We start from the raw sequence: 25,500 nt of genomic DNA, 5'->3' as shown, positions 1-25,500 counted from the left end.
GGGGTCAGCTGCCATTCGCTTGGGATGCGCTATCGGCAAGGCGCTTGGCCGTCTCGCGCTCGGCCAGCACCGTGGCCTTCGTATCGACGGTCGGCACGGCCGACATGCCGGGGCGCAGCAGGCCGGTCAGGCTGTGGTCGTCCAGCACGATCTTCACGGGAACGCGCTGCACGATCTTGGTGAAATTGCCGGTGGCGTTGTCCGGCGGCAGCAGCGCGAATTCGAGCCCGCTCGCCGGCGACAGGCTGTCGACATGGCCGCGCAGGGTCTTGCTGCGGAAGCTGTCGACGTGCAGCTCGACCGGCTGTCCGGGCCGCACATGCGTGAGCTGGGTCTCCTTGAAATTCGCGACGACATAGACCGCATCGAGCGGCACCACCGCCATCAATTGCGTTCCAGCTTGTACGTATTGGCCGACGCGCAAGCTCCGGGCGCCGACCGTACCGTCGACCGGCGCGGTGATCTCGGTATAAGACAGGTTCAGCGCCGCCTGCTGCGCGACCGCGCGGGCGCGCTCGAGCTGAGCGGTGGCCTGGGCGCGCTGGGTGGTGAGAACGTCGACCTTGCGCTGGGCGGCGAGAAGGCCTGACTTCGCGTGCTGCAGTTGCGCGCTGCTGGCGCGCAGCGCCGCGTCGGTCTGCTGCGCGCGCTGAATCGTGCCGGAGCCCGACTTCATCAGCTCGTCGTAGCGGGCGCGCTCCTCCTGAGCGAATTTCAGATTGGCATCCGCAGCAGCGACATCGGCCGTGCTTTGCTCGATGATCGGCTGCTGCAGTTCGAGCTGGGCATCGATATTGCGCACCGAGGCTTCGGCAGCAGCGACGTCGGCGCGTGCCTGGTCGAGGGCCGCCTTGAAGTCGCGGTCATCGATCTTGGCCAGCACCTGGCCTGCCCTGACCTTCTCGTTGTCGCCGACCAGCACCCTTGCGATGTAACCGGAAACCTTGGGCGCGATGATCGTGGAGTCGGCTTTTACGTAAGCGTCGTCGGTTGTCTCAAGATAGCGGCCGTGGGTCCAGTAATCGTGTCCGTAGTAGGCGATGGTGGCCGTGCCTGCGAGCAGCGCCAGCACCAGCGCCGCCCGCCGGACCCTGCTCCGGGCCGGGACCGCGGGTGGCGCCTTGGCGTAATCGCGCGTGATTTCAGTTGCTTGCTGGAAGGTCTCGGTGCGGGGCATCTCGGACATTGCGGTCTCCTGTCGCTCGCTGAGACTATCGGTCTTGCCGGCCCGGGTGATAATTGGCTAAATTCTGGAAGGATTATCCATTGAGAGCGGATAATCTGAGCCGTCGCCCTGGTTCGAGATGTCTACCGGGCTAGGCGCGCGACTGCCCCAGCGCGATTGCCGACTCTGTCGCGCGATTGCTGCTGAGGCGTACATCCTCGAGCAAGGGAAGCCATGGATCGATTGACCAGCCTCGAAGTGTTCAGCCGGGTGGTCGAGACCGGCGGCTTCTCCGCAGCAGCCCGCAAGCTCAACATGTCGACCACCATGGTGAGCAATCACGTTCAGGCATTGGAAGACCGGCTCGGGGTGAGGCTGCTTCACCGCACCACGCGCAAGGTCAACCTCACCGAGATCGGCAAGGCCTATTATGACCGCTGCGTCCAGATCCTGGCCGATCTCGAACAGGCCGACGACATCGCGAGCGAATTGCAGTCGGTGCCGCGCGGCACATTGCGCATCCACGTCGCCACGCACATGGTGCCGTTCGTCACGCCGGTGGTGGCGAAACTGCTGTCGACCTATAACGAGCTCAAGATCGATCTGCGTATGGGCGAGGCCGAAATCGACCTCATCGAGGAAGGCTATGACGTCGCTCTGCGCATGACGTCGCCGCCGGACTCGAGCCTGATCGTCCGCAGCCTCGCCACCTGGCGCCACGTGCTGTGCTGCTCGCACGACTATCTCGAAAGGCATGGTCGTGTTCAGAAGCTCGACGAGCTCGCCACGCACAATTGCGCCCGGCACCTGAACTATCCCTTCGGTGACGATTGGCGCTTCCTCGATCGCAAGGGCTCGCCGGCATCGGTGCGCATCTCCGGCAGCTTCATCACCAACAGCGGGGAAGCGCTGCGGAAGGTGGCGCTGGAGGGCGCGGCCGTCTGCCTGATGGCCGGGTTTCTCGTTCGGGACGATCTCGAAGCCGGTCACCTCGTGCGGCTGCTGCCCGAATATCGCCCGGTCGAGCTGTCGATGAACGCGGTCTATCCGCACCGTCATCATCTGTCGGCGAAAGTCCGCACCTTCATCGACATGCTCGTGCAGCACAGTGCTGAGCAGCAGAAGCTGATCAATCCGTATTCATGAGCAAGGAGGCGGTCAGGCCGCTCGCAGCGCTGCCGGCCGCGCCACCAGGGATTCGACCTTCGCCTTGACTGACGCGATCGCAGCCTCCTTCACGGGTCCGTAGCCGCGGATCTCCATCGGCGCCTTCGCGATTGCGACGAGATCAGGAAGACGCGCCGTATCGAGCTCGCCGAGCATTCGTTCGATCAGGCCTTCATACCACGCGATCAGTTCGCGCTCGGTGCGCCTTTCCCGGGTGTAGCCGAACGGATCGAGCGCTGTCCCGCGCAGCCCCTTCAAGCGCGCCAGCACGGCGAGAGGGGTCTGGATCCACTGACCGAACGCGCGCTTGCGCGGACGTCCGCGCGCGTCGCGCCTTGACGGCAGGAAGGGCGGGGCAAGGTGGTAGCGGACGCTGAAGCCGTCCTCGAATTCGCGCTTCAGCTCATCGAGGAATCCGCTTTGCATGTGCAGCCGCGCCACCTCGTACTCGTCCTTGTAGGCCATCAGCTTGAACAAGGCGCGTGCGACTGCCTCAGTCAGAGCCTCGCTGTTCAGAACGGCTTCGGCAGCGCGGACCCTTGCGACGGTTGTCCGGTAACGTGCCGCATAGGTGCCGTCCTGATAGGCGGTGAGAAAGTCGGCGCGACGGTCGATGATCTGGTCGAGCGTCTCGGCTGTGAACGCTTCGTTCACCTTCGGCAGGAAGTCCGGATCGGAAGCCGCAATCCGGCCCCAGGCAAAGGCCTGCTTGTTGCGCTCGACCGCGACGCCATTGAGCTCGATCGCGCGCAGCAGTGCTGCAAGCGAGATCGGGACCAGCCCGCGCTGCCAGGCAAAGCCGAGCATGATGATATTGGCATAGACGGCATCGCCGAGCAGCCGTTCCGCCAGCGCGTTGGCATTGATCGTGCCGAGGTTGTGCTCGCCGATCACCTGGCCGATCGCGCGCAGGCGGGCGGGGGAGGCGAGATCGGCGTCGCGGAAGCGGACGACGTCGCCGGTCGGCATTTCCGCGGTGTTGACCGCGGCGCGCGTGCCGCGGCGGTAGGTGCCGGACGCTTTTGGCGAAGAGCTGACGACGAGATCGCAGCCGATCAGCGCATCGGCTGCGCCTTGGTCGATGCGCACCTGGTGCAGGGCCTCGGGACCTGGCGCAAGCCGGATAAAGCTCAGCACAGGCCCGAACTTCTGTGCAAAGCCGGTGAAGTCCAGCACCGAGACGCCGCGACGTTCGAGGTGTGCAGCCATGCCGATCAGTGCGCCGACGGTGATCACGCCGGTGCCGCCGACGCCCGTCACCAGCAGATCGTAGGGACCCTCGAGCGTTGCAGAGACGGGGAGGGGAAGCGTGGCCGCATGGCCGACGGCGTCGATCTGGCTCGCACTCTTCTTCCGGCGCGTCGCGCCTTCGACAGTGACGAAACTCGGACAGAAGCCGTTGAGGCAGGAAAAATCCTTGTTGCAGGATGAGAGATTGATCTGGCGCTTGCGGCCGAACGGTGTCTCCTTTGGCTCGACGCTGAGGCAGTTGGATTCCACCGAGCAGTCGCCGCAGCCTTCGCAGACGAGATCGTTGATGTAGGCGAAGCGCTTGGGGTCGGCCATCCGCCCACGCTTGCGCCGGCGCCGCTTCTCGGTGGCGCAGGTCTGCTGATAGATCAGCACCGAGACGCCGGAGACCTCGCGCAGCTCGCGCTGCACGGCATCTATCTCCTCGCGCGGATGGATGGTGACGCCGGCCGGCAGGTCGGCAGGCGAGAACTGTGCGGGATCATCCGACACCAGCGCGATGCGCGTCACACCTTCGGCGCGGACACTGTGCGCGATCGCATGGACGCTGACGGGACCGTCGACCGGCTGGCCGCCGGTCATGGCGACGGCATCGTTGAACAGAATTTTGTAGGTGATATTGGCCTTGGCCGCGATCGCCTGCCGGATCGCCATCGAGCCGGAATGGTAGTAGGTGCCTTCGCCCAGGTTCTGGAAAATGTGCTTGTGGCCGGTGAATCTTGATGAAGCCGCCCAGTTCACCCCTTCACCGCCCATCTGAATCAACGACGAGGTCTCCCGGTCCATCCAGCTCGCCATGAAATGGCAGCCAATGCCGGCCAGCGCCTTCGATCCCTCGGGCACCTTCGTCGACGTGTTGTGCGGGCAACCCGAGCAGAAATAGGGCGTGCGCGTTGCGCCCGGGACGTTGATGGTGCGTGCGGCCTCCGGCAACAGTGCGGCCGCGCGTGCGGCGAGGTTGAGGCCCGGGAACATCGGATCGAGCCGCCGCGCCAGCACGCCCGCCAGCGCGCGCGGCGACAATTCACCGATCCACGAGATCAGCCGCGCCCCTTGCTCGTCGTGCTTGCCGACCATGCGCTCGGGCTTCGCCCCGGGATAGTCGTAAAAATACTCTTTGAATTGGCTCTCGATGATTCCGCGTTTCTCCTCGACCACGAGGATCTCGCGCTTGCCCTTCACGAAATCCATGGCGTCGTGCAACGCCAGCGGCCAGACCATGCCAACCTTGTAGACGTCGATGCCGATGCGGCGGCAAGCGGCTTCATCGAGGCCCATCAGCCGCAGCGCCTCCATCAAATCGAGATGCGCCTTGCCTGTGGTGACGATGCCGTAGGTCGCGTTCGGGATGTCATAGATGTGGCGATCGATCGGATTGGCCTTGGCGAAGGCATAGACGGCGTGCTTCTTCGCCTCCAGCCGTTCCTCGATCTGCGGGCCCGGCAGGTCGGGCCAACGATAGTGCAGTCCATCAGGCGGCGGCGTGAAGTCCGGCGTGCGGAAGGCGCGCGGCGGGCGCAGCGCGACGGAGGCGCCTGACTCCACGATCTCCGAGATCGCCTTGAAGCCGACCCACATGCCGGAGAAGCGGCTCAGCGCGTAGCCATATTCGCCGAACTCCAGATATTCGCCGACGCTTGCGGGATGCAGCGTCGGCATGAACCAGCTCATGAAGGCGACGTCGGACTGGTGTGGCATCGAGGAGGAGACACAGCCATGGTCGTCGCCGGCGACCACCAGCACGCCGCCATGCGGCGAGGATCCGTAGGCATTGCCGTGCTTGAGTGCGTCGCCGGAACGATCGACGCCCGGACCCTTGCCGTACCAGAGGCCGAACACGCCATCGACCTCGCGGTCTCCTTGCGTTTCGACCTGCTGCGAGCCGAGTACCGCGGTCGCGGCGAGGTCCTCGTTCACCGCGGGAAGGAATTTGATGCGATCCCGCTTCAGCCGTTCCTGGATGCGCCAGAGTTCGAGATCGACGCCGCCGAGCGGCGAGCCGCGATAGCCGGAGATGAAGCCGGCGGTGTTGAGCCCACGCGAGCGATCGCGCCTGGCTTGGTCGAGCGCGATGCGGACGATGGCCTGCGTGCCCGTGAGGAAGACACGGCCTTCTTCACGGTCATAGCGGTCGGAGAGTTCGTAGGTGTCGAGCGACGGAATGGCGTCCATGCGGACCTCCCGCGGCATCCCTGCCGGATGGGAACAAGGTTAGGCCCGGGCGGCTGGTAGGTCTTACCCATTTTTCCTCGTATCTAGGCTGTTCTGGTAGAATTGTCCGATTTGGTCTACAATTCGGTGGAATCATCCGTTTGGTGGGGTTCATGATCGAAGACCAGGACACGCGGATTCTCGCGCACCTCCAGAAGGACGGCCGTGCCACCAACCAGCAACTGGCGGACGAGGTCGGCATGTCCACCTCTGCCTGCTGGCGCCGGGTGCGCGCGCTGGAGGAGGCTGGGGTCATTCGGGGCTACGCGGCGCTGGTCGCACGCGAGCAGGCGGGCTTTGCCATGTCGGCCATTCTCCACGTCTCGCTGGAGCGGCACGACGCCAAATTCGTCGACGAGTTTGTGTCCCGCGTCACCAAACGTCGCGAGGTGCTGGAGTGCTTTGCGACCACGGGCGATGCCGATTATCACCTGCGCGTCGTCGTGCAGGACATGGCGGCCTACAACCGCTTCCTCGACGAGTTCATGTTCCGCATTCCCGGCATCCGCTATGTCCGCAGCAACGTGGTGCTGAAGGAGATCAAGACCGGCGTGGCACTGCCGTTTTGAAAAGATGCCGTAGGGTGGGCAAAGGCGCGTTTGCGCCGTGTCCACTATCTCACCTTGATTTGCGAAGGTGGTGGGCACGCTTCGCTTTGCCCACCCTACGGTACCGCGTGCGGAGCCGCGCTCAATCTCCCGTAAACCAATACAGGGCTGCAAATCCGTAAAGAGAGCGCGCCTTTGGTTGGGGATTCGTGCCGCGTGGCGGTATTTCCGGCAGTTTGGCTCGCCTCGTTCGCAGCTCATTCACTTTGATCGACGGTTTGCGACGCGCAATAACGACCACTTAGGCGATGGCTATTCATAAAGGCACCCGGGAAAAACAGGCAGAAATGCCCGGGAGCTGAGACCGTGCCGACGACACTCGCGCGCACCTTTGCGGCGTTGAGCGCCATCAACGAAGCGATCCTCTACGCGAAATCGCCGGACGAGCTGTACCAGAAGGTCTGCGACGCCGGGTTTTCGAGCGGGGACTTTTTGGCGGTCGCCGTGTTCCTGGTGGGGCCGGATGGCCGGCGGCTGTGCTTCGTGGCCGGCTGCGGCGACGACATTCCGCGGTTGCGCTCCATCGTGATCACGACGGAAGCCGGTACACCCGAGGGCTCGGGCGTCGGTGGCGAGGCGTTTCGCGAACAGAAGCTGTGCATCAGCAACGATTATCTGAACGACCCGCGTTCGCTGGCATGGCGCGCGGGCGCGGCTTCGGCTGGCATCGGCGCGGCTGCGGCGCTGCCGCTGCTCTGCAACGGCAAGAGTGTCGGCGTGCTCTACGTGACCCGCCGCGATGCCGGCTCGCTGAGCGAGCAGATGGTGTCGCTGTTCGAGCGCATGTCAGCCAACATTTCCTATGCGCTGGACAATTTCGCGCGTGAGTCCGCGCGGAAGACCAGCGAGCGGGCGACGCGGCGGCTGAACCGCATGTTCGGCGCCATCAGCGCCACCAACGAGGCCATTCTGCGCGCCAAAACCGAGCAGGAGCTGTATCAGCTGGTGTGCGACGCCTCGGTCCATGGCGGCAAGTCATTGGCGACGGCCGTTCTGTTGAAGGAGCGGGAATCCCACTGGCTGAAGCCCGTTGCCGGCACCGGCCAGAATCTGGAGCTCGTTGCACAGACCAAATATTCCGTCGATGCCGACAATCCCTATGGGCGCGGCATCTCCGGCAATGTCTTCCGCAGTCAAAAGTCCTATGTCGAGGACGACCTCGTCAGCCGCACCAGGGGGACGCCGTGGGAGCAGGCCAATGTCAACACGGGTGTTGCAGCCTGCGTCGCGGCTCCCCTGGTCAAGTGTGGCGAGAGTGTCGGCGTCATCCTGTTCTTCATCAGCAAGTCCTGGGCCAAGGACCAGGAAGTCGTCGCGCTGCTTCTGCGCATGGCGGAGAACGTTTCCTTTGCGCTCCAGAATTTCGATCGCGACGAGGAAAAGGCACAGATCGCACGAGAAGAGGAACGGCTCGCGCGCATGTATGCCGCGCTGAGCGCGACCAATGAAGCGATCATCCGGTCCACATCACGTGCCGAGCTGTTCGATCTCGTATGCGAAGCGTCGGTGCAGGGCGGCAAGTTCGGCTCGGCGACGATCGCGCTCGCCGAGCCCGCCTCCGAGCTGCTGCGCGTCGTCGCCTCTGCCGGTCCGAATTCCGATGAGGTGCGCAGGCTCAAATTTGCAACGACGGACACGATACCGGAAGGACGAGGCCTGACCGGTACGTGTTTCCGCACCAGAAAGCCCTGCCTGGCCAACGACCTGTTGTCCGATGAGCGGCTCAAGCTGTGGCACGACAGCGCGCATCGCACCGGCGTCAAGTCTTCCGCTGCGTTGCCGTTGCTCAACGGCGATCGCATCGAGGGCGTGTTCCTGTTCAATTCCCTCGAGATCGGCACGTTCACGCCCGAGTTGCTCGAACTGCTGGAGCGTCTTGCGCGCAACGTGTCGTTTGCGATCGCAAATCTCGACCGCGCCGAGGAGAAGGCGAAGGCCGACAAGCAGCGAGACCGGTTGAGCGGCATGTTCGCGGCGTTGAGCGCCACCAACGAAGCCATCATGCGCGCCGAGACTCGCGAGCAGCTGTTCGACGTCGCATGTCAGGCGGCCGTGCTGGGCGACATGTTCGCCTCGGCGACGATCGGAATCATCGACGAGACATGTGAGCTGGTCCGGGTCGTTGCCGTGAAGGGGCGGCTCCAGGAGCGGATGGTCGGGCGCAGCTGTGCGATTTCCCCGGATCATCCCGAGGGCCAGGGGATCATCGGAACCTCGGTGCGGACGCGCCGGCCCAGTGTCATCAACGACTACATGCACGACCCGCGCTCGGCATACTGGCACTCCAAGGCAGTCGAGGACGGGACCCGCGCTGCTGCAAGCTTTCCGCTTCTGCGCGCCAGCCAGGAGCCAATCGGCATCCTGCTGTTCCTTGCACCGGAGGCGGATACATTCACGCCCGATCTGGTCGAGCTGCTGGCCCGTCTCGCGGAAAACGTCTCGTTCGCGCTCGACAATTTCGATCGTGCCGAGGAAAAGGCCCGCACCGAGGCGCAGAAGGAGCGGCTCACGCGGATGTTCGCGGCCCTGAGCGCGACCAACGAGGCGATCACGCGGGCAAAGTCGCGCGCCGAATTGTTCGACCTCGTGTGCCTCGCGGCATCGAACGGCGCCAAGTTCACCTCGACAACCATCGCACTCGCCAGCACCGACAGCGACCAGCTCAAGATCGTTGCCAGCGCCGGACCGTCGTCCGACACCACCCGTAATGTCCGCCTCTCCATCGATCCGGAGCGGCCCGAAGGGCGCGGCATGAGCGGCACGGCGTTCCGCACCCGCCAGCCCTGCATCAGCAACGACTATCTCAACGACCAGCGCGTGAGCGCCTTCCACGCCGTCGTGCGCGGCGACGGCGCGCGGTCGGGCGCCGCGTTTCCGCTGATCGTGCATGACCAGGCGGTCGGCGTCATGATCTACATGTCGACCGAGCCCGCCACTTTCACGGCCGAGTTCGTCGAGCTGCTGCAGCGCCTTGCCGACAACGTTGCCTTCGCGATGGAGAATTTCGATCGCGCGGACGAGAAGAACAAGGCTGACGAGCGGATCGAGTACCTCGCCTCGCATGACAGTCTGACCGACCTTCCGAACCGCGAGACCTTCAACGGGCTCTTGCGCGAGGCGATCGCCACAGCGGAGCGCCACGATCACCGTTTTGCGGTGCTGTTCATCGATCTCGACCGTTTCAAGGTCATCAACGACTCGCTGGGCCACGAGGCCGGCGACCTGCTTCTGCTCGAAGTGGCGAACCGGCTGCGCAGTGCGCTGCGGACGAGCGACGTGGTGGCGCGGCTCGGCGGCGACGAGTTTGTGGTGATCCTCGATCAATGCGGCGAGATCGATCTCGTCCAGCGGATCGCGACCGGGCTCCTGACGGCGCTCGCCGAACCCATGGAGCTGGCCGGCCACGAATGCCACACCACGGCTTCGATCGGCATTGCGATGTATCCGGCCAACGGCTCCGACGCGCAGACGCTGACCAAGAACGCCGACATGGCGATGTATCTCGCCAAGGAAGACGGCAAGAACGGCTACCGCTTCTTCTCCAAGGAAGTGAAGACCCAGTCGATCGAAAGATTGTCGCTGGAGAGCGCGCTGCGCCGGGCGCTGGAGCGCGAGCAGTTCTCGCTGAACTACCAGCCCAAGGTGGAGATGGAGACCGGCCAGATCACCGGCGTCGAAGCGCTGCTGCGCTGGACGCATCCCGATCTCGGCAACGTCTCGCCGGCGCAGTTCATTCCGCTTGCTGAGGAAACCGGGCTGATCGTGCCGATCGGCCGCTGGGTGCTCAAGGAGGCCTGCGCGCAGGCCATGGCCTGGCAGCGCCGCGGCCTGCTGCCGTTGTCGATGGCGGTCAACCTGTCGCCGCGGCAGTTCGCCGACGAGCATCTGTTGCAGGACGTCGACGAGGCGCTGGCGGCCTCCGGCATGTCGCCGGTGCTGCTCCAGCTCGAGGTCACCGAGAGCATGATGATGCGCAATGTCGGTCGCGCGCTCAAGGTGCTCGACGCCATCCAGAGCCGCGGCATTCGTCTCGCCATCGACGATTTCGGCACCGGCTATTCGTCGATGTCGTTGATGAAGCACTTCCCGATCGACACCATCAAGATCGACCGCTCCTTCGTGCGGGACCTGCCGCAGGATTCGGAGGACCAGGCGATCGCGCAAGCGATCATCAGCATGGGCAAGGCGCTCGGCATGACCGTCGTCGCCGAAGGCGTCGAGAACGTCGAGCAGGAAGCGTTCCTGCGCAGCCATGGCTGCGATGAGATGCAGGGCTTCCTCATTTCAAAGCCGTTGCCGGCGCGGCAGATGGCGGAACTGCTGCGGCCGATGGCTGTCGCGCCACCGCTCCAGCCGGAGCAGGACGCTGCGGTCACGGAACCTGCGGCGTCACGGCTGAAACGCGCTGTCGTCTGACGGCTGCGGCTGCAACTCGCGAATCTCGTCGTCCTTGGTGTCTGCCTTGCGTGGAAAATCCTCCGGCCAAGACACCGAGGTCTGATCCTCGAACAGAGCGAGGAGCAGGCACGCGCCCTCGGCAAAGGTCGATCCGTCTTCGAGGCCGAGCGCATGCGACCACGCACCTGGCATCGGCTGGCGCACGTCGAGCACCGCGATCGCGGGTCCCCACCACCAGGCCGGCGCCGGCGAGCGCTCGTCCTCGGGCACGGCGAGCCAGCGGGCGAACTCGTTCACCACGCGCTCGAATTGCAGGCTTGCGGCCTGATGCATTCGCTCGGTGCTCCTTGTCGCGCCTGAAACCAGGCCGATGCGCGCACTCGGTCGTGGTCGTGAAGTTTTGAAGAACGGCGTCTCTCGGAGGCCGTATGCCGGCCCATCGGGGCCATACCACAAGCAAGCGACGGCCGGAAAAGCGGCCGGCGCGGCTGTCATAGTCGCGTCATTCTCTTTAGCGGTCGAAGGTGCCCACCGGCAAGGAGCAATATGGCTGCCTAGCGCGGCCTGAACGGATGCGCCTTCTGGTGCCAGGCCCAGGCGGTGCGGATGACCGTAGGCAGGTCGGAGTGACGCGGCACGAAGTTCAGCACCTTCCGGGCAGCGGAGGGGTCGGCGACCAGATAGGTGGGATCGCCGGCGCGGCGCGGCTTGACGGTGTGGGGCACTTCGCGCCCGGTCTCTTGTCTGATGGCGTCGAGGATCTCGCGCACCGAGAAGCCGGAACCGGTGCCGAGATTGAAGCTGCCGCCGGCATGCCCGTCTTCGAGAAGCTTCAATGCCGCGACATGCGCCGCCGCGAGGTCGGTGACGTGGATGTAGTCGCGGATCGCGGTTCCATCGGGTGTATCGTAGTCGTCGCCGAACACCGCGAAGTCGACATGACCTTGCAGCGCCATCATGGCGCGGGGAATGAGGTGGGTTTCGTTGTCGCGCAGCTCGCCGATGCCGCCTGAGGGATCGGCGCCGCTGGCGTTGAAATAACGCAGGCAGAACGCGCCGAAGCCATAGGCCGAGCGGTAATCGGCCAGCATCCGCTCGATCATCCATTTCGATGCGCCGTAGGGATTGATCGGTGCGCAGGGAAAGTCTTCCGGCAGTTCCTTGGAGTCGGCATTGCCGTAGACGGCACCGGTCGAGGAGAACACGATGCGATGGCATCCGGCATTGCGCATCGCCTGCAGCAGCGACAGCGTTCCCTGCACATTGTTGACGTAATATTTCTGCGGATCGGTCATGGATTCGCCGACGAGGCTCGCCGCCGCGAAATGCATCACCGCCGTGATCTCATGGTCGGCGAATGCGCGGGCCAGCGCGGTGCCGTCGAGCAGATCGCCGGTCACCAGGGGGCCGGCAACGAAGCTGCGATGGCCCGTCGAGAGATTGTCATAAACGACGGGCTGATAGCCGGCAGCGGTCAATGCGCGGCAGGCATGCGAGCCAATATAGCCCGCGCCCCCTGTAACGAGGACAGTCGGTCGGTCAGTCATGTCGTCTTCTGCTCTTCTCTTAGCGGAGGGGGCGGTTGCGGCTGAAGAGAAGATAGAGCGCGCGGGGGTTGGTGGTCAAATAGCGCCAGAACAGGCGGCGTGGCTCGAGCCAGGTGCGCCAGACCCATTCGAGCCCGATCTTCTGCATCCATTGCGGCGCGCGTGAGCGGCTGCCGGACAAAAAATTGAACAGGCCGCCGGATGTCTTGATAACGCCAACATTGGTGAGATGCGGCGTGAACTCCTTCACGAATGCCTGCTCGTTGGGCACGCCGAGCGCGACCCACAGATAATCAGGCGCGAGCGCGTTGATTTCCTCGACCTTCGCACGTAGCGCGTCGCCCCTGAGATAGCCGTGGCTGCGCCCGATGATCTTGAGATTCGGATACATCTTCTGGACGTTCTCGACGGCCACGATGTTCTCGGCCTCGCTGGCGCCGAGCATGTAGAATGTGCGGCCGACCGCTTCCGCCTTGCGCGCGACGACGTGGAACAAATCCGTGGTCGCGACCCGCTCGGGCAGCGGAAACCAGGATTGCAGCTTCGAGGCCGCCACCAGCGGCTGGCCGTCGGCGTTGATCAGGTCGGCGGCGCGGAACAGGCGCTCGGTCTGCGGCTCGGTCGAGCAGCGCGCCAGGACCTCGCCGTTGGCAGAGGTCAGGAACAACGGACGGCCGATGCGATGATTGGGATCTGTCGCCTCGATCATGAAATCGGCGGTCGCTTCCAGGTCGAGCGCGGCCATGCGAAGCCCGCCGACAGTGAGCCGAGGCACGTCGGCAGTCGCCGCCCGTCCATCGAGGTTGACGCGGCGCTCAAGCATATTGTCTGCCTCGCTGACGCGTTTCAATTGCCGGGGTGAGCTCGTCGAGCACGACGCCGACGAGCTTGCGCTCGGCGCGGCCGAGCGCGGTCAGGATCTCTTCCAGACTGTCGTTGATGTCGAGGCTGGTCGGCAGCACGGCCACCAGCGCGTCGGTGTCGTCGAGCAGCTTGCGGCTGGCGGCCGACAGCGGCATCGCAGGGCCGTCGAGGATTACGAGGTCATAGCCGCCGGCGGCGCGCGCCTGCGCGATCGCCTTGCGGATCGCGTCGGCAGCCTTGCCGGCATCGCCCTCGCCGGCCGGCAGCACCGAAATGCCGTTGACGGTCTTGATCTCGCGAGCGGCCTTGCTGCCGATCGAGAGCCAGCCGAGCCTGCTCGGCTCGCTCTTGCCGGGGCGGCTGACCTTGTTCGAGAGCGCACGGACCTGATGGTCGGCGTCGATCATCAGCACGCGGACGCCATCGCGCGCCGCCGCGAGTGCGAAATTCAGCGCGCTCACGCTGCGTCCGGACTCGCCGCCACCGACCAGCGCGATGACCGGCATCGCCTTGCCGCCGGCACGCCGGGCCACGGCAGCGCGCATGTCGCGCCAGGCGTTGAGCAGCTTCGTCAGGGGAAAGCCGGGCCGCAATGTCGGCCAACCCAGCCGGGTGAGATCGACGCCGCCGCCGGCGGCGAGAATGGCGCCGAGCGTGTGAATGACGTCGGCCTCCTGCAGGCGTGCGATCAGCGGCTTTTCGATCAGGGGGTTTTCGACCATCGCCGGCTGCAGCGGTGGCGCGGCAAGTTCGGGCGGGGCCTGCGCGACTTCCGGGGCCCGCGACACCTGCTCAGGCCGCGACACTTCCAGCGGCCGCGAAACCTCGGGAGCGCGCGTTTTCTCCGGGACCGGCCTGCGCTCTCGGCGGGCGGGGGCGGGTGCGGTTGCACCGGCGAACAGAAGTTCGGTCGCAACGAACCAGCTCGCCGCTGCGAGCGCGCCGAAGATGAAGCCGATCATGGCGAACAGGCTCATGGCCGGCGGGAACGAGCGCCGCTGCGGCACCGTCGCCTCGCCGATGACGCGAGCCGCCGAGGTATTCAGGCTCTCCTGCTCCTCGGTCTCGCGGGAGCGCTTGAGGAAGGATTGATAGACGTCGCGGCTGGCTTCGGCTTCGCGCTCGAGCTCGCGCAGGCGCACGGCGGCCTGGCTGAGCTGCACGCTCTGCCGCTTCTGCGCTTCCAGCGCCCGGTTGAGCGAGGCTTCATAGTCGCGGGCGCGGGTCAGATCGTTCTTGGCGGACTGGGCGAAGCGGTCGATCTCTTCATTGATGGTGCGCTTGAGATCCTCGACCTGCTTCTCGGTCTGGCGCAGCGCCGGATGGCGCGGGCCGAGTTCGCCGGCCTGCTCAGCATACTTCTTGCGCGCATCGGCATATTGCGCGCGCAAATTCGCGATCGTCGGCGATTGCAGCGCTTCTGGAATTGCGCCGGCATCGGCCGCGGCGCGGCGACTTGCCTCGATCTGGTCGAGCCGGGCCTGGGCATCCATCGTCGCCGCGCGCGCCGCGGACAGCCGCTGATTGCTGGCGGAGAGCTGCTGGTCGCTGATCAGCGCATCCTGGGTGCCGACGAAATTGTTCTGGGCCTTGTAGGTGGCGAGCGCGGTCTCGGCGTTGCGCAGCCGGTCGCGCAGCTCCTTGAGGCGGCTGGAGAGATCGCTGGTGGCGCGCCGTGCGGCCGAAGCCTGCGAGTTGCGGGATTCGGCGAGGTAGGCATTGGTCAGTGTGTTGGCGATCATCGCGGCTTTCGCCGGATCGGTCGACCAGACCTCGATGTCGACGATGAAGCTCTTTTCGGTCTTGCGGATCGTGATGTGCCTGTTCAGCGCCTCGAGCGCCGCAAGCTGCACCTCGTTGTTGGCCGCAGCGGTGGGCGCCCGGGGCTGCAGCCCGATCAGGCCGAGCAGCGACGACATCAGGCTCCCAGCCTCGCCGCCGCCGAACTCCGGGTCCTTGTCGAGACCGGCCTGCTGGATCACCTTGAGCAGGACGCTGTTGGCGGTGATCAGGCGCGCCTGGCTCTCCACCACCATCGACATGCCGGAGACGTCCTGCGCGCGCGGCGTGAGCTCTCGGTCGACGAGCTGAAGCTCGCGCGGATCGACATAAAGCTGGGCGGTGGCCGTGTAGCGGGGCGTCAGGCTCTTGCCGACGGTGACGGCGAGCATTGCGCCAAGCAGAGCCGCCGCGGCAATCGCGATCTTGCGCCGCCAGAGCAAATTGGCGAGCTCCAGCATGTTGAAGCCGGCCTGGGGACTCTGTTGCGGGGGCTCGGGTCTCGCCCGATCTATCGGCTGGTTATAGTCAAGCATGATCCCCAGCTTTCATTCCAACTGTCGCAGGCTGAGGGGTTACTCTTCGCTCTACGCCATGCACCCGGGATATAGGTGACCAATCAACGCAACAGGGAAAATTAACCATACTCATTGAGGGACTATTCACCGAAATGGCAAACAAAGCGTTTAAGCCGATGCCACTGCGTGCTGCGTCCTCGTGACGCTCGGGCTGCGTGAAATCCCCAGAGATTAACGGTTCGTTACCGCGCACGGCGTGGCCGCGAGGCTCCGCTTGTTCTGTGATGGGCCGTGCGCGCGCCATGGTGGTCAGCTCTTCCGCAGGATGACGTGATAGTCGCCGCGGCGCACATCGATGCCGCGCGGCAGCACGGCGTTCAGCATTGCGGCGCCGGCGTCCACGAGGGCGGCGAACAGCGGCTTGCGCCGACGCATCTCGGGATAGCGTGGGCTCTCGACCTCACGGCGGTAGATCATCTCCAGGCCGTTGGCGGCCGCGAATGCTTCGAGCCGGGGCAGCGTCACCAGCGGATGGAAGAAGGTCGGGAAGGGTGGCTCGCCGGGCAGACCGGCGTCCTTGATGCCGCGGATGTGGCGGTAGAACCAGATGTGAAACCAGTGCGGCGAATATTTGGTGACGACGCCGGACAGCGAGCGGGGATTGGGCGCGCCGATCAGGACCATGCCGCCGCGCTTGAGCGCGTCTCGGAAATTCAGCAGCGCGGCGTCGACGTTCGGCAGATGCTCGATCACGTTGTAGCAGATCACGAGATCGAAGGTTTCGCGCTCGAAACAATAGGTCTGCACGTCGCCGAGAATCGCCTCGTCCGCGTAGCTGTTGTTGCGGACCTGGTCCTCGTCGATATCGACGACCGTGACCTTGCTGCGATCAAGCATTTCCGGCGGCAGGACGCTGCATGAGCCGCCGCCCGCTTCATAGATGGCGAGTTGGCCTTTCGGCAGTTCGCGGCGCAGCACGTCGTGAACGGCGAGCAGGCTGTCGCGGGCTTCGCCGGGGACGAGATCGTGGAGCGCCTGGGTGTACGCCGCGGCCGCAGGGATAGGGATTGCCGTGGCTGTCGCGAAATCGATCGTGGCTGGCTTGTTCATGTTTTTTGACCGCGCTTGTTCTAATCAAATTTACAGGAAAAAACTCGCTTGCCCGAAGAGCAAATCCGATGCCGCGACGTCTCACCGGTCGCAGTGCTTACGGCCCGGTTAATGCGCATACGCATTAACTACGGCATTGTTCATGTTGGCTCGTCGTCGCCGCATGGACCGCGAATTGCAGTATCACGCACGCATGATTTCGCGGGAGAAACAGGCGAAAGCGGTTAAACGCATGATGTCGGTTCAGGACGGCCGGGAGATCGGCGCGAGGCGCAGGCACGCGCATTCAACTGACCGTTCATTTTGGGACGCATCTGTCCCGCGGCGATGTGCCGTCGCGGGATGCGTGATTGAAGCAGGGCTTTTTCAACATATCTCGGACATCTAGAACGTCATGACATTGATCCCGACAGACCTGTCCGCCATGCGTATCTCGGATGCCGTGCGCGATCCCAACCGGGAGATCGTGGCGAGCTCCCGCGTCATCGACCTGTCGGTCGGCATCGTCGTCTGCATTCCCTGCTTCCGTCGTCCGCAGCATTTGCGGCTGACGCTGGACTCGCTGGTGAACCAGCGTACCCCGCGCTCCTTTGCCGTCGTCATGGTCGAGAACGATGCCGCGCAGCGCGAGAGCGCGCCGGTTGCTGCCGAGTTCCTGGCCGAGGGCAGGCTGCAAGGCGTCTGCCTCGTCGAGACGCGCCAGGGCAATTGCCAGGCAATCAACGCCGCGTTCGAGACGGCGCAGGCGCTGTTTCCCGCCGCAACCCGCTTCCTGATGATCGACGACGACGAGATCGCATCAAGCGACTGGCTCGAGCTGATGGTCCGCACCGCTGAGGCGACCGGCGCCGACGTGGTCGGCGGGCCGGTGCTGCCGATGTTCCAGGACGACAGCAAGCCGTGGCTGTCGCGTCATCCCGCCTTCCGTCCTGCCTACGACTATTCCGGCGCGGTGCCGCTGATCTATGGCTGCGGCAATTGCCTGATCACGCGGTCGACCTTCGAGCGGTTCGATCGTCCCGCGTTCGACCTGCGTTTCAATTTCCTCGGCGGCGGCGATTGCGATTTCTTCGTGCGGTGCCGTGATGCCGGACTAATCTTCCACTGGACGGCGGAGGCCGTGATCACCGAGACCGTGCCGCAAAGCCGCACCAGTTTCGGCTGGATCGCAAGGCGTGGCCTGCGCATCGGCGCGATCAATTATCGTGTGCAATACAAGGCCGCGCAGAGCCCAGCGGCGCGGGCGCGCGTGTTCGCGCAGATGCTTGGACGGTTGCCGCTGTCGCTGGTTCGCGCCGCAGGCCTGTTGACGTCGTCGAAGGCGGTCGTCGCGATGCACCCGGTGATGGTGGCGTTTGGCTCCATGCTCGCGGCGTTCGGCTTCGCGCCGAAGCCCTATGAGGCCTCTAAGATCGTGTCGTGACGGTTAGATGCCGAAGCGGGCGAGGGCGGTCCTTGCCGCGGCGCGCGGCAATGACTTAGGCGACCGCCGCCCGATCATCGCGAGATAGCCGAGGGCTTGGCGATATCTGCCGAAGCGGACCGCCTGCATCGCAGAATAGGTGACGAGATGAATCTCGGCGGCCCGGCGCAGCCCGGCTGCCGTGCCTTGGGTCAATCTCGCCAGGATCAGCCCGTCGTCGAAGACTCGCGCGATGGCCGGGAAGAAATCCTTCGGCGTCCGCACCGCCGCGTTCATGGTGTTGGCCGTGTGCAGGCGATAGTCGAGCAGCAGCTTCGGTGCGAATTCGAACTCGCCGATCGCGGCAAGACGGCACCAGCAGTGCCAATCCTCGCAATATCGGAGGGAGGTGTCGAAGCCGCCGATGGCGCGGAAGGCCTCGGCGCGTGCGAGCGCGATGCCACCATTGACGATGAAATTGCCGGCCGCGAGCCGTGCCAGCACGTCGCCCGACGGCTTGCGGCGCCTCTTCAACAGGTCGCGGCGGCCGATCTGCCGTCCCTCGCTGTCGATCGTATTGTAGTCGCCATAGACGAGAACTGCGCGCGGAGCGGCACGCGCGGCCGCCAGCAGCGCCGTCACCGCGCCGGGACGCAGGCGGTCGTCGGCATCGAGGAAGAGCAGCCACTCGCCGCTCGCATGGCGCGCGCCGAGATTGCGCGCCGCCGATACGCCGGCGGACTCATTGTGTATCAGGCGCAGCCGCGGGTCGCGGACGGCGCGGACGATCGCGACGGTGTCGTCGCTCGAGCCGTCGTCCACGACGATCACCTCGGCCACGTCGCCTTGCGCCAATGCGCTCGCGATGGTTTCGCCGACATAGACCGCGGCGTTCTTGGCGGGAATGACGACGGACACCAATGCGCCCGGATTCACCGGCAACGGCAGGCGCGCGGCCGCCGCGGCGCGAGAGGCGCCCGGCAATTCGAGAACGTCTTCCGCGGTGATCAAGTTTCGGCTCGTCTTTAATGTTCTGTTAACCAGGGGCGGGGTGGCATTGCTTGCGATCGCAACCTCGGCTGCGTGCGGATGATACCCACATTGCACTTGAATGGTGGCCTCGACGGCGTATGCGGCCCCGGTTTCGTCAAATAGCGTTAAGCCGCTGGCATTAAGCCTGTGGCAAATTCGGAAGAGTGCGACAGCCGGCCCCATGCGAGAATGCGCATCCGGCTGCCGCGGATGGAATCCAGTGCCCGCAACGACATTCGAACACGACCCCGATGCGATGGTCCTCAACCTCTTTTATGAGGACAAGGACGATCGCTGGTTCCCCGGCGACCGGCATCTGCGGCGCATGGCGCGCCGCCTGCTGCTCGGCGAGCCGCGCATGAGCGGCCAGCTTCGCGTGTTTCTCAATCTCTGTGCGGGGCTCGATCGGCTCGGTATCCGCTACCGCGTCAACGACTACGGCCATATCGCGCAGCACCCGGACGAGCTTGCCTGCATCATCGGCCGTACCTTCTTGCTCGACAAGTTCGCGTGGAAGAATCCGATCCTGCTCGGCGTCGCCGCCCATAATCATCCGCTCGACGATCCTGATCTGTTCAAGCGTCTGCCGGTCAAGAAGGTCGTGGTGCCCGGCCCCTGGTACGTCGACATGTACCGGCCGTACTGGCCCGACACGGAGGCATGGCCGATTGGCATCGACACCGATCTCTGGGCACCGTCTGAGCGATCGCAGAAGACGGCCGACGTGCTGATCTACGACAAGGTCCATTGGGACCGCGAGCGCTATGCCTCGGAGCTGATCGAACCCGTCCGCGCCCGTCTGCGAAAAGAGGGGCACTCGTTCACGGAGCTGCGTTACGGCAACTACAAGGAGGAAGACTATCAGTCAGCGCTGGCGCGCTCGCGCGCGATGATCTTCCTGTGCCAGAACGAGAGTCAAGGCATCGCCTATCAGCAGGCGTTGTCTTGCGGCGTTCCGGTGTTCGCCTGGGATCCGGGCGGCCCGTGGCGAGATCCCGATTACTATCCGCACCGCGTGCAGTTCGCGCCGGTGTCGTCGGTGCCGTATTGGGACGAGCGCTGCGGAGCCAAGTTCCTGGACACCGCGGGGTTCGAGGCGGGTTGGGGCAAGTTCTGGGCCGGCTGTGCTGCGGGCAGGTTCGATCCGCGCGGTTTTATCCTGGACAATCTCACGCTGGAGCAACGGGCGCTGCAGTACTACGAAATTGCGCGGAGCATCGTGCGGCAGCCGGTGGCGCAGACTTCCGGCATGCCTGTTGACCGACGCGCGACAGGGGTGAGCCGGGACTTAGAGCCTCACCAGCGTCACCAAATGTCTTGAGCCATGGTTAGCAGCATGGACCGCAGCGCCGCCGACATGACTGAGCTTGAGGCCCGATCGCTGGGTCGCGCCTTCCGCGATGGCTTGGCGCAGCTGAATGCCGCGCAGGCTGCGCGCTGTCTCGTCGCCGTCGCGTCGCTGCTGCTGGTGTTGGTGACGCTCGATCCCTTTCCGGACCTGCGCAACCCCGATGTCACCAATGTCGTCGGCGGACGAATGGCGCTGGCCTATCTTTCCTGGGGTTTGCTGGCTGCGGTCGCCGTGCTGTTCGTCGCCGCGACGGATGGGCCGGCGCTGAAGAGCCTGGTGACGCCGCTTCACCTTTGTCTTGTGGCCTGGCTGGTCGTCAACATCGTCCTCTCCGAAAGCCCAGGTGTTTCGATGCAGCGGTTCGTGCTGCTCGCGAGCGTGACATCGCTCGCCGTCCTGCTGCCATTGCTGCCGCCGACGCAGCGCAGCTTCAACCTGTGCCTCGGTGCTGCCGCGCTGGTGCTGCTCGCACTCTGCTATCTCGGCGTCTTCCTCGCACCGCAATATTCGATCCACACGGCGCTTGATATCGCCGAATCCCAGCTCGCCGGCGACTGGCGTGGCAGTTTTGGCCATAAGAACGTCGCCTCACCCGTGATGACGATCCTGGTCTATGTCGGCATCTATCTGTCCGCCGTGGGCTCGTTCGTGATGGGGCCCGCGATCGCCGCACTCGCCGGCATCTTCCTGATCTTCACCGGTGGCAAGACGTCGTCGGTGCTGTGTCTTGCGATCTACGCGCTCGCCTCGCTGGTCTATGTCACCCCCGGCCTGTGGCTGAAGCGGATCATCTGCTTCGTGCCGCTGATCGTGATGAACCTGCTGACGGTCGGCAGTGTCTTGAGCCCGGCGCTCGGGGCGATGACGCGGCTGCTTCCGCTCGATCCCACATTTACCGGCCGCTCCGCGATCTGGGAGTTCGCGCTCGCGGCCGTCGCCGAGAAGCCGATCATCGGTCACGGCTATGCGGCCTTCTGGGACGACGTCACGGAACGGCAGACCGCCCAGGGCGCCGAATGGGCGACGTCGGCGGCCCACAGCCACAACAGCTATCTCGACCTCGCGGTCACCATCGGTATGCCAGGGCTGCTGCTCGTGATTCTTATCTTCGTGCTCGCACCACTCGGCAATTTTCAGTCGGCCCAGACCCACAACCGCAGTGGCGCACTGGCAAAGCTGTTCCTGACCGTATGGCTGTTCGGTCTTTATTATGGAGCCACCGAGACCTTCCTGCTCGAACGGCAAAATCCGATCTGGTTCATGTTCGCGCTGGCCGCGGCCGGCCTGCACTTCCTGGCGAGGTTCCAATGCGTCGCGCAGATGGAACCGAAGTCATGACGTCTCTCAGCGTCGAGCACTTGGACGGTCTCGTGTCCAGGACGTCGGGAATCGCGATCGATTTCGTGCGTGATTGGCGCCAGGCCGCTTCGCGCCTGAACGCCGGGCATCGCACCGCTTTCCAGCATGGCTATTGGCTCGGCGCCTGGTACCAGGCGTTCGATGACGTCGCGCCGTTGATCGCCGTGATCTCCGATGCCACGACCGGCAAGGACATCGCGATGGTGCCGATGATCAGCCATATCAGGCGCGGCATTCGCATCGTCGAATTCGCCGATCTCGGCGTCTCCGACAACAACGCGCCGATCCTGGCGCACGATGCCGCGCCGGAGGCGACGATCGGCAAGGCGCTGGTCGAGGCGTTGCGCGCCTTGCCGGATAGCTTCGATCTGCTGCGTTTGAGGAAGATGCCGGCCCAGGTCAGCGGCAAGCCGAACCCGCTGGTGTCGATGGGGCGGATCGGGTCTTCCTCGCTCAACGGCAATCTCGTGCTGATGGGCGATGACTATGCGGACTACCAGGATTCGATCAAGCGCCTCCAGATGCCGCGCTGCTGGCGCGTCTTCAGCCGTCATACCGGCGCGCGCTTCGAGATCGCCACGGATGTCGCGCGCGCGCATGAACTGATGGACGTCATGGACGTCCAGCAGCAGGCGCGCATGCGAAAACTCGGCTCGCCCTTCGTCCTCAACGACAAGACCCATGCGCGATTCTATCGCGAGGTCGCTCGCCAGGGCATCGCGGAGGGTTATGCCGTCGTCTCGGCGCTGGTCTGCGACGAGGGCATCGTCGCCACCGCGCTCGGCGTCAGGCACGGCGCCACCTTTTACCTGCTCCGCATCAGCCACGGCGGCGATTCCTGGTCGAGCTGCTCGCCGGGGCTGCTCGTCGCCGAGCGCACCCTGGCGGCGCTGCATGCAGAGGGCATGCGCCGTTTCGATCTCAGCATCGGCAACCTGGACTACAAGCGGCGCTTCGGTGCCGAGCGGGTGCCGTTGACCGATGTCAGCATCGCGCTGTCCTGGCGGGGCTTACCCTTTGCATGGCGCGACTACGCCGCGCAGGGCCTCCGCCGCTATCCCGCGGCCGCCGCCCTTGCTGCGCAGGCCATGGGCAAGGGGAGACGCTGACACAGGCGGGCTTTGCGCGTGTCATCTTGCAAGGCCCGCACGAAAGGCGTCGAGCAGCGCGCGACCCTGCGACCAGTCGCCGAGCCCGCTCGACGCATTGATGTGGCCGAGCGCGCCGAGCACGACCAGGCCGGACCGCCAGCCGCGTGCCCGTCGTTGCGTGACCTCGATCGCGCCATAGGGATCATTCGTGCTCGCGATGATCAGCGAGGGAAAGCGCAGGGCGCGATCCGGGACGGGCTTGAACGCGGCGGCTTCGGCAGGAAAATTGGCGCCGTCGGGATCGGGGACGGCGACCAGACATGCACCGGCAATCGCCGTCGGGAAGCGAGCGGCCCAATGGGCCACCAGCAGGCAGGCAAGGCTGTGTGCAACCAGGACAGGCGGCATCGTGCAGCGCTCGATCGCTCGCTCCAGCGATTGCTCCCAGTCGTCGAGCTCGGGCCGGTCCCAGCTCGCCGGCTGAAATCGCGTGAAGCGCGGCTCGGTGCGTTCCCATTGCGTCTGCCAATGGGTGTCTCCCGAGCCGCCGAGGCCGGGCAACGTGATGATGTCGTGCATGATCGTCCCGTGATATCTGAGATGAGACCGCAGTGTGACCGATCCCGGTGCTGCATCACATGGCAAGTCATCGGCGCAATCGGGCGTTTGCCGATGATCTCAAGGTGAAATGGAGAATTCGGTTGGATCGTTTCGGGAGCATCGATGCCAAGGACCTGAAGATCCTGGAGGCGCTGCAGGTCAACGCGCGCGTGCCGCTGTCCGAGCTCGGCCGTTCCGTAGGGTTGTCCCAGCCCGCGGTGTCCGAGCGCGTCAAACGGCTCGAGGAAGCCGGGATCATCGAAGGCTACGGCGCGCGCATCAATCCGCGCGCGCTCGGGCTCGGCCTGATGGCGCTGGTGCGCCTGCGGACCACGCATGAGTACATCAAGACCTGCCTCAAGAGGTTCGCAGAGATCCCCCACATCATCGAAGTCCATCGCGTCACCGGCGATGATTGCTTCGTGCTCAAGGTGCTCGTTCCCGCTCCCGAGGACCTCGAGACGATCGTGGACCGCATTGCCGGATTTGGCGCGGTCACGACCTCGCTGGTGCTGCGGAGCGAGCCGGTGCGGCCGATCGGCCGCGAGCTTGTTAGGAAGAAAACCGCCTGAATGTCCGACGGCGGCAATGCCGCCGCCGCGCCAAAGGGGGCATTCCTGAACGGGAATGCCGCGATCGCATCAGCCGTGCAGCTCAGCCATGGAGTTTAGCCGTGGAGCTTAGCCATGGAGCTTCTTGGCGGTCTCCGCGATCTGGCGACCCTGATAGCGCGCGCCGGCGAGTTCGTTGGCGCTGGGCTGGCGGCTGCCGTCGCCGCCGGTGATCGTGGTGGCGCCATAGGGGGCACCGCCAGTGATCTCGTCGAGCTTCATCTGTCCGGCAAAGCCGTAGTTCATGCCGACGACGACCATGCCGAAATGCAAGAGGTTGGTGATGATCGAGAACAGCGTCGTCTCCTGGCCGCCATGCTGGGTGGCGGATGAGGTGAAGGCGCCACCGACCTTGCCGTGCAGCGCGCCCTTGGCCCAGAGCCCGCCGGCCTGGTCGAGGAAGTTGGCCATCTGCGAAGCCATGCGGCCGAAGCGGGTGCCGGTACCGACGATGATCGCGTCGTAATTGACGAGATCCTCGATTGTGGCGATCGGCGCGGCCTGGTCGAGCTTGTAATGCGAGGCTTTCGCAACCTCGGCCGGCACCAGCTCCGGCACGCGCTTGACGTCGACGGTGACGCCGGCCTCGCGTGCGCCCTCGGCGACGGCGTTGGCCATCGCCTCGATATGGCCATAGGCGGAATAATAGAGGACGAGAACTTTAGTCATGGTGGTCTCCGTTGAATGCAGATTCGATGGGATGAGTTGTTAGGCCGCGTCGACGAGCACGATCTCTGAATCTTCCAGAGCGGTGATCTTCAGCCTGGCCTCGTCGCGGATCGCAGCGCCGTCGCGGGCGTTGACGCGGATGCCGTTGATTTCGACGGCGCCTGCCGCGGGCACGAGGTAGAGATGCCGTGATGTCTGCGGCGCGTACTCCGCGCTCTCGCCCGCCTTCAGCGTGGTGGCGAGCACCCGCGCATCGGCGCGGATCGGCAGCGCGTCCGTGTCATCCTCGAAGCCGCTCGCGATGGTGACGAGCTTGCCGGAGCGGCCAGCCCTGGGGAAAGGCTTCGATCCCCAGGTCGGCTGTCCCCCGCGCGCCGTCGGCTCGATCCAGATCTGGAAGATCCGCGTCTGCGTCGGCTCGAGATTGTACTCGGAGTGGCGGATGCCGCTGCCGGCGCTCATCACCTGCACATCGCCCGCTTCAGTGCGGCCCTCGTTGCCGAGGCTGTCCTGGTGGGTGATCGCGCCCTCGCGCACATAGGTGATGATTTCCATGTTGGCGTGGGGATGGGCGGGAAAGCCGGTGTTGGGCGCGATCTCGTCGTCGTTCCAAACGCGCAAGGCGCCGTGACCCATGTTGTCGGGGTCATAATGGCCAGCGAAGGAAAAATGATGCTTGGCCTTGAGCCAGCCGTGGTCGGCGCCGCCGAGCTTTGCGAAAGGTCTGAGTTCGATCATGGAAGTGGGTCCTGATTGGAGGGCGGATT

The 25,500-nt window shown here is 64.9% G+C and carries 19 protein-coding genes; 8 read left to right on the top strand and 11 right to left on the bottom strand.

Annotated elements, in window-relative coordinates; genetic code table 11:
* Positions 1-4: 4 nt before the first annotated feature.
* Complete coding sequence (locus IVA79_RS01200; protein ID WP_247549737.1) at positions 5-1,186, bottom strand: HlyD family secretion protein; 1,182 nt, start codon at positions 1,184-1,186, stop codon at positions 5-7.
* A gap of 213 nt (positions 1,187-1,399) precedes the next feature.
* On the opposite strand from IVA79_RS01200, the gene IVA79_RS01195 reads away from it, so the two are divergent.
* Entirely contained in the window at positions 1,400-2,311 is a 912-nt protein-coding gene (locus IVA79_RS01195; RefSeq protein ID WP_247549735.1) for a LysR family transcriptional regulator, read from the top strand.
* A 12-nt stretch (positions 2,312-2,323) separates the two neighbouring features.
* On the opposite strand, the gene IVA79_RS01190 is transcribed toward IVA79_RS01195, so the two are convergent.
* Positions 2,324-5,755 carry an indolepyruvate ferredoxin oxidoreductase family protein gene (locus IVA79_RS01190; protein WP_247549734.1) on the bottom strand — a complete coding sequence of 1,144 codons (3,432 nt, stop codon included), beginning with the start codon at positions 5,753-5,755 and terminating at the stop codon, positions 2,324-2,326.
* A gap of 152 nt (positions 5,756-5,907) precedes the next feature.
* Here IVA79_RS01190 and IVA79_RS01185 point away from each other — a divergent pair, with 152 nt between their 5' ends.
* Together IVA79_RS01185 and IVA79_RS01180 are read left to right on the top strand one after the other, a co-directional pair.
* Positions 5,908-6,363, top strand: a complete 456-nt coding sequence (locus IVA79_RS01185) for an Lrp/AsnC family transcriptional regulator (RefSeq protein WP_247549732.1) — start codon at positions 5,908-5,910, stop codon at positions 6,361-6,363.
* Positions 6,364-6,708: 345 nt separating this feature from the next.
* Positions 6,709-10,818, top strand: a complete 4,110-nt coding sequence (locus IVA79_RS01180) for an EAL domain-containing protein (protein WP_247549731.1) — start codon at positions 6,709-6,711, stop codon at positions 10,816-10,818.
* Here the strand turns inward: IVA79_RS01180 and IVA79_RS01175 are convergent.
* The 5 genes from IVA79_RS01175 to IVA79_RS01155 all read right to left on the bottom strand — a co-directional run bounded on the left by IVA79_RS01175 (position 10,792) and on the right by IVA79_RS01155 (position 16,618).
* Positions 10,792-11,133: a hypothetical protein gene (locus tag IVA79_RS01175; protein ID WP_157283101.1), complete on the bottom strand. Its 342-nt coding sequence runs from the start codon at positions 11,131-11,133 to the stop codon at positions 10,792-10,794. The two genes, IVA79_RS01180 and IVA79_RS01175, sit on opposite strands and share 27 nt — an antisense overlap.
* A gap of 221 nt (positions 11,134-11,354) precedes the next feature.
* Positions 11,355-12,347, bottom strand: coding sequence for a UDP-glucose 4-epimerase GalE (gene galE, locus IVA79_RS01170; RefSeq protein WP_247549729.1), 993 nt, complete (start codon positions 12,345-12,347; stop codon positions 11,355-11,357).
* 19 nt (positions 12,348-12,366) lie between these two features.
* On the bottom strand, positions 12,367-13,170 hold the full coding sequence (locus tag IVA79_RS01165) for a WecB/TagA/CpsF family glycosyltransferase (protein WP_247549728.1): 804 nt from the start codon (positions 13,168-13,170) through the stop codon (positions 12,367-12,369).
* Entirely contained in the window at positions 13,163-15,526 is a 2,364-nt protein-coding gene (locus IVA79_RS01160; protein ID WP_247549726.1) for an exopolysaccharide transport family protein, read from the bottom strand. Before IVA79_RS01160 ends, IVA79_RS01165 begins: the two co-directional genes overlap by 8 nt.
* 291 nt (positions 15,527-15,817) lie before the next feature.
* On the bottom strand, positions 15,818-16,618 hold the full coding sequence (locus tag IVA79_RS01155) for a methyltransferase domain-containing protein (protein ID WP_247549724.1): 801 nt from the start codon (positions 16,616-16,618) through the stop codon (positions 15,818-15,820).
* Positions 16,619-17,012: 394 nt separating this feature from the next.
* Here IVA79_RS01155 and IVA79_RS01150 point away from each other — a divergent pair, with 394 nt between their 5' ends.
* Positions 17,013-18,041 carry a glycosyltransferase gene (locus IVA79_RS01150; protein ID WP_247549722.1) on the top strand — a complete coding sequence of 343 codons (1,029 nt, stop codon included), beginning with the start codon at positions 17,013-17,015 and terminating at the stop codon, positions 18,039-18,041.
* 3 nt (positions 18,042-18,044) lie between these two features.
* Here the strand turns inward: IVA79_RS01150 and IVA79_RS01145 are convergent, their stop codons facing one another.
* Positions 18,045-19,031, bottom strand: a complete 987-nt coding sequence (locus tag IVA79_RS01145) for a glycosyltransferase (protein WP_247549720.1) — start codon at positions 19,029-19,031, stop codon at positions 18,045-18,047.
* 241 nt (positions 19,032-19,272) lie between these two features.
* Between IVA79_RS01145 and IVA79_RS01140 the strand changes: the two genes are divergently transcribed.
* Genes IVA79_RS01140 through IVA79_RS01130 form a run of 3 tightly spaced genes read left to right on the top strand, consistent with a single transcriptional unit; the run spans position 19,273 to position 22,871 of the window.
* On the top strand, positions 19,273-20,373 hold the full coding sequence (locus tag IVA79_RS01140; RefSeq protein ID WP_247550531.1) for a glycosyltransferase family 1 protein: 1,101 nt from the start codon (positions 19,273-19,275) through the stop codon (positions 20,371-20,373).
* A 15-nt stretch (positions 20,374-20,388) separates the two neighbouring features.
* Positions 20,389-21,741 (top strand): O-antigen ligase, encoded by a 1,353-nt coding sequence (locus IVA79_RS01135; protein ID WP_247549718.1) that lies wholly within the window; start codon positions 20,389-20,391, stop codon positions 21,739-21,741.
* On the top strand, positions 21,738-22,871 hold the full coding sequence (locus IVA79_RS01130; RefSeq protein ID WP_247549716.1) for a GNAT family N-acetyltransferase: 1,134 nt from the start codon (positions 21,738-21,740) through the stop codon (positions 22,869-22,871). Before IVA79_RS01135 ends, IVA79_RS01130 begins: the two co-directional genes overlap by 4 nt.
* A 21-nt stretch (positions 22,872-22,892) precedes the next feature.
* Here IVA79_RS01130 and IVA79_RS01125 read toward each other — a convergent pair whose 3' ends face one another.
* Positions 22,893-23,432 carry an alpha/beta hydrolase gene (locus IVA79_RS01125; RefSeq protein WP_247549714.1) on the bottom strand — a complete coding sequence of 180 codons (540 nt, stop codon included), beginning with the start codon at positions 23,430-23,432 and terminating at the stop codon, positions 22,893-22,895.
* A gap of 122 nt (positions 23,433-23,554) precedes the next feature.
* Here IVA79_RS01125 and IVA79_RS01120 point away from each other — a divergent pair, with 122 nt between their 5' ends.
* Entirely contained in the window at positions 23,555-24,025 is a 471-nt protein-coding gene (locus IVA79_RS01120) for an Lrp/AsnC family transcriptional regulator (protein WP_247549713.1), read from the top strand.
* Between the two features lie 108 nt (positions 24,026-24,133).
* Here IVA79_RS01120 and wrbA read toward each other — a convergent pair whose 3' ends face one another.
* Both wrbA and IVA79_RS01110 read right to left on the bottom strand, forming a co-directional pair.
* A complete protein-coding gene (gene wrbA / locus IVA79_RS01115; RefSeq protein WP_247549711.1) occupies positions 24,134-24,733 on the bottom strand; it encodes an NAD(P)H:quinone oxidoreductase in 600 nt (199 codons plus the stop codon).
* 39 nt (positions 24,734-24,772) lie between these two features.
* Positions 24,773-25,471: a pirin family protein gene (locus IVA79_RS01110; RefSeq protein WP_247549708.1), complete on the bottom strand. Its 699-nt coding sequence runs from the start codon at positions 25,469-25,471 to the stop codon at positions 24,773-24,775.
* Positions 25,472-25,500: the final 29 nt, after the last annotated feature.

The sequence above is a fragment of the Bradyrhizobium sp. 138 genome, from assembly GCF_023074075.1.
In the GTDB taxonomy this organism is placed as follows: Bacteria; Pseudomonadota; Alphaproteobacteria; order Rhizobiales; family Xanthobacteraceae; genus Bradyrhizobium.
The sequence above is the reverse complement of the archived record's forward strand: the minus strand, read 5'-3'. Positions and strand labels throughout refer to the sequence as shown.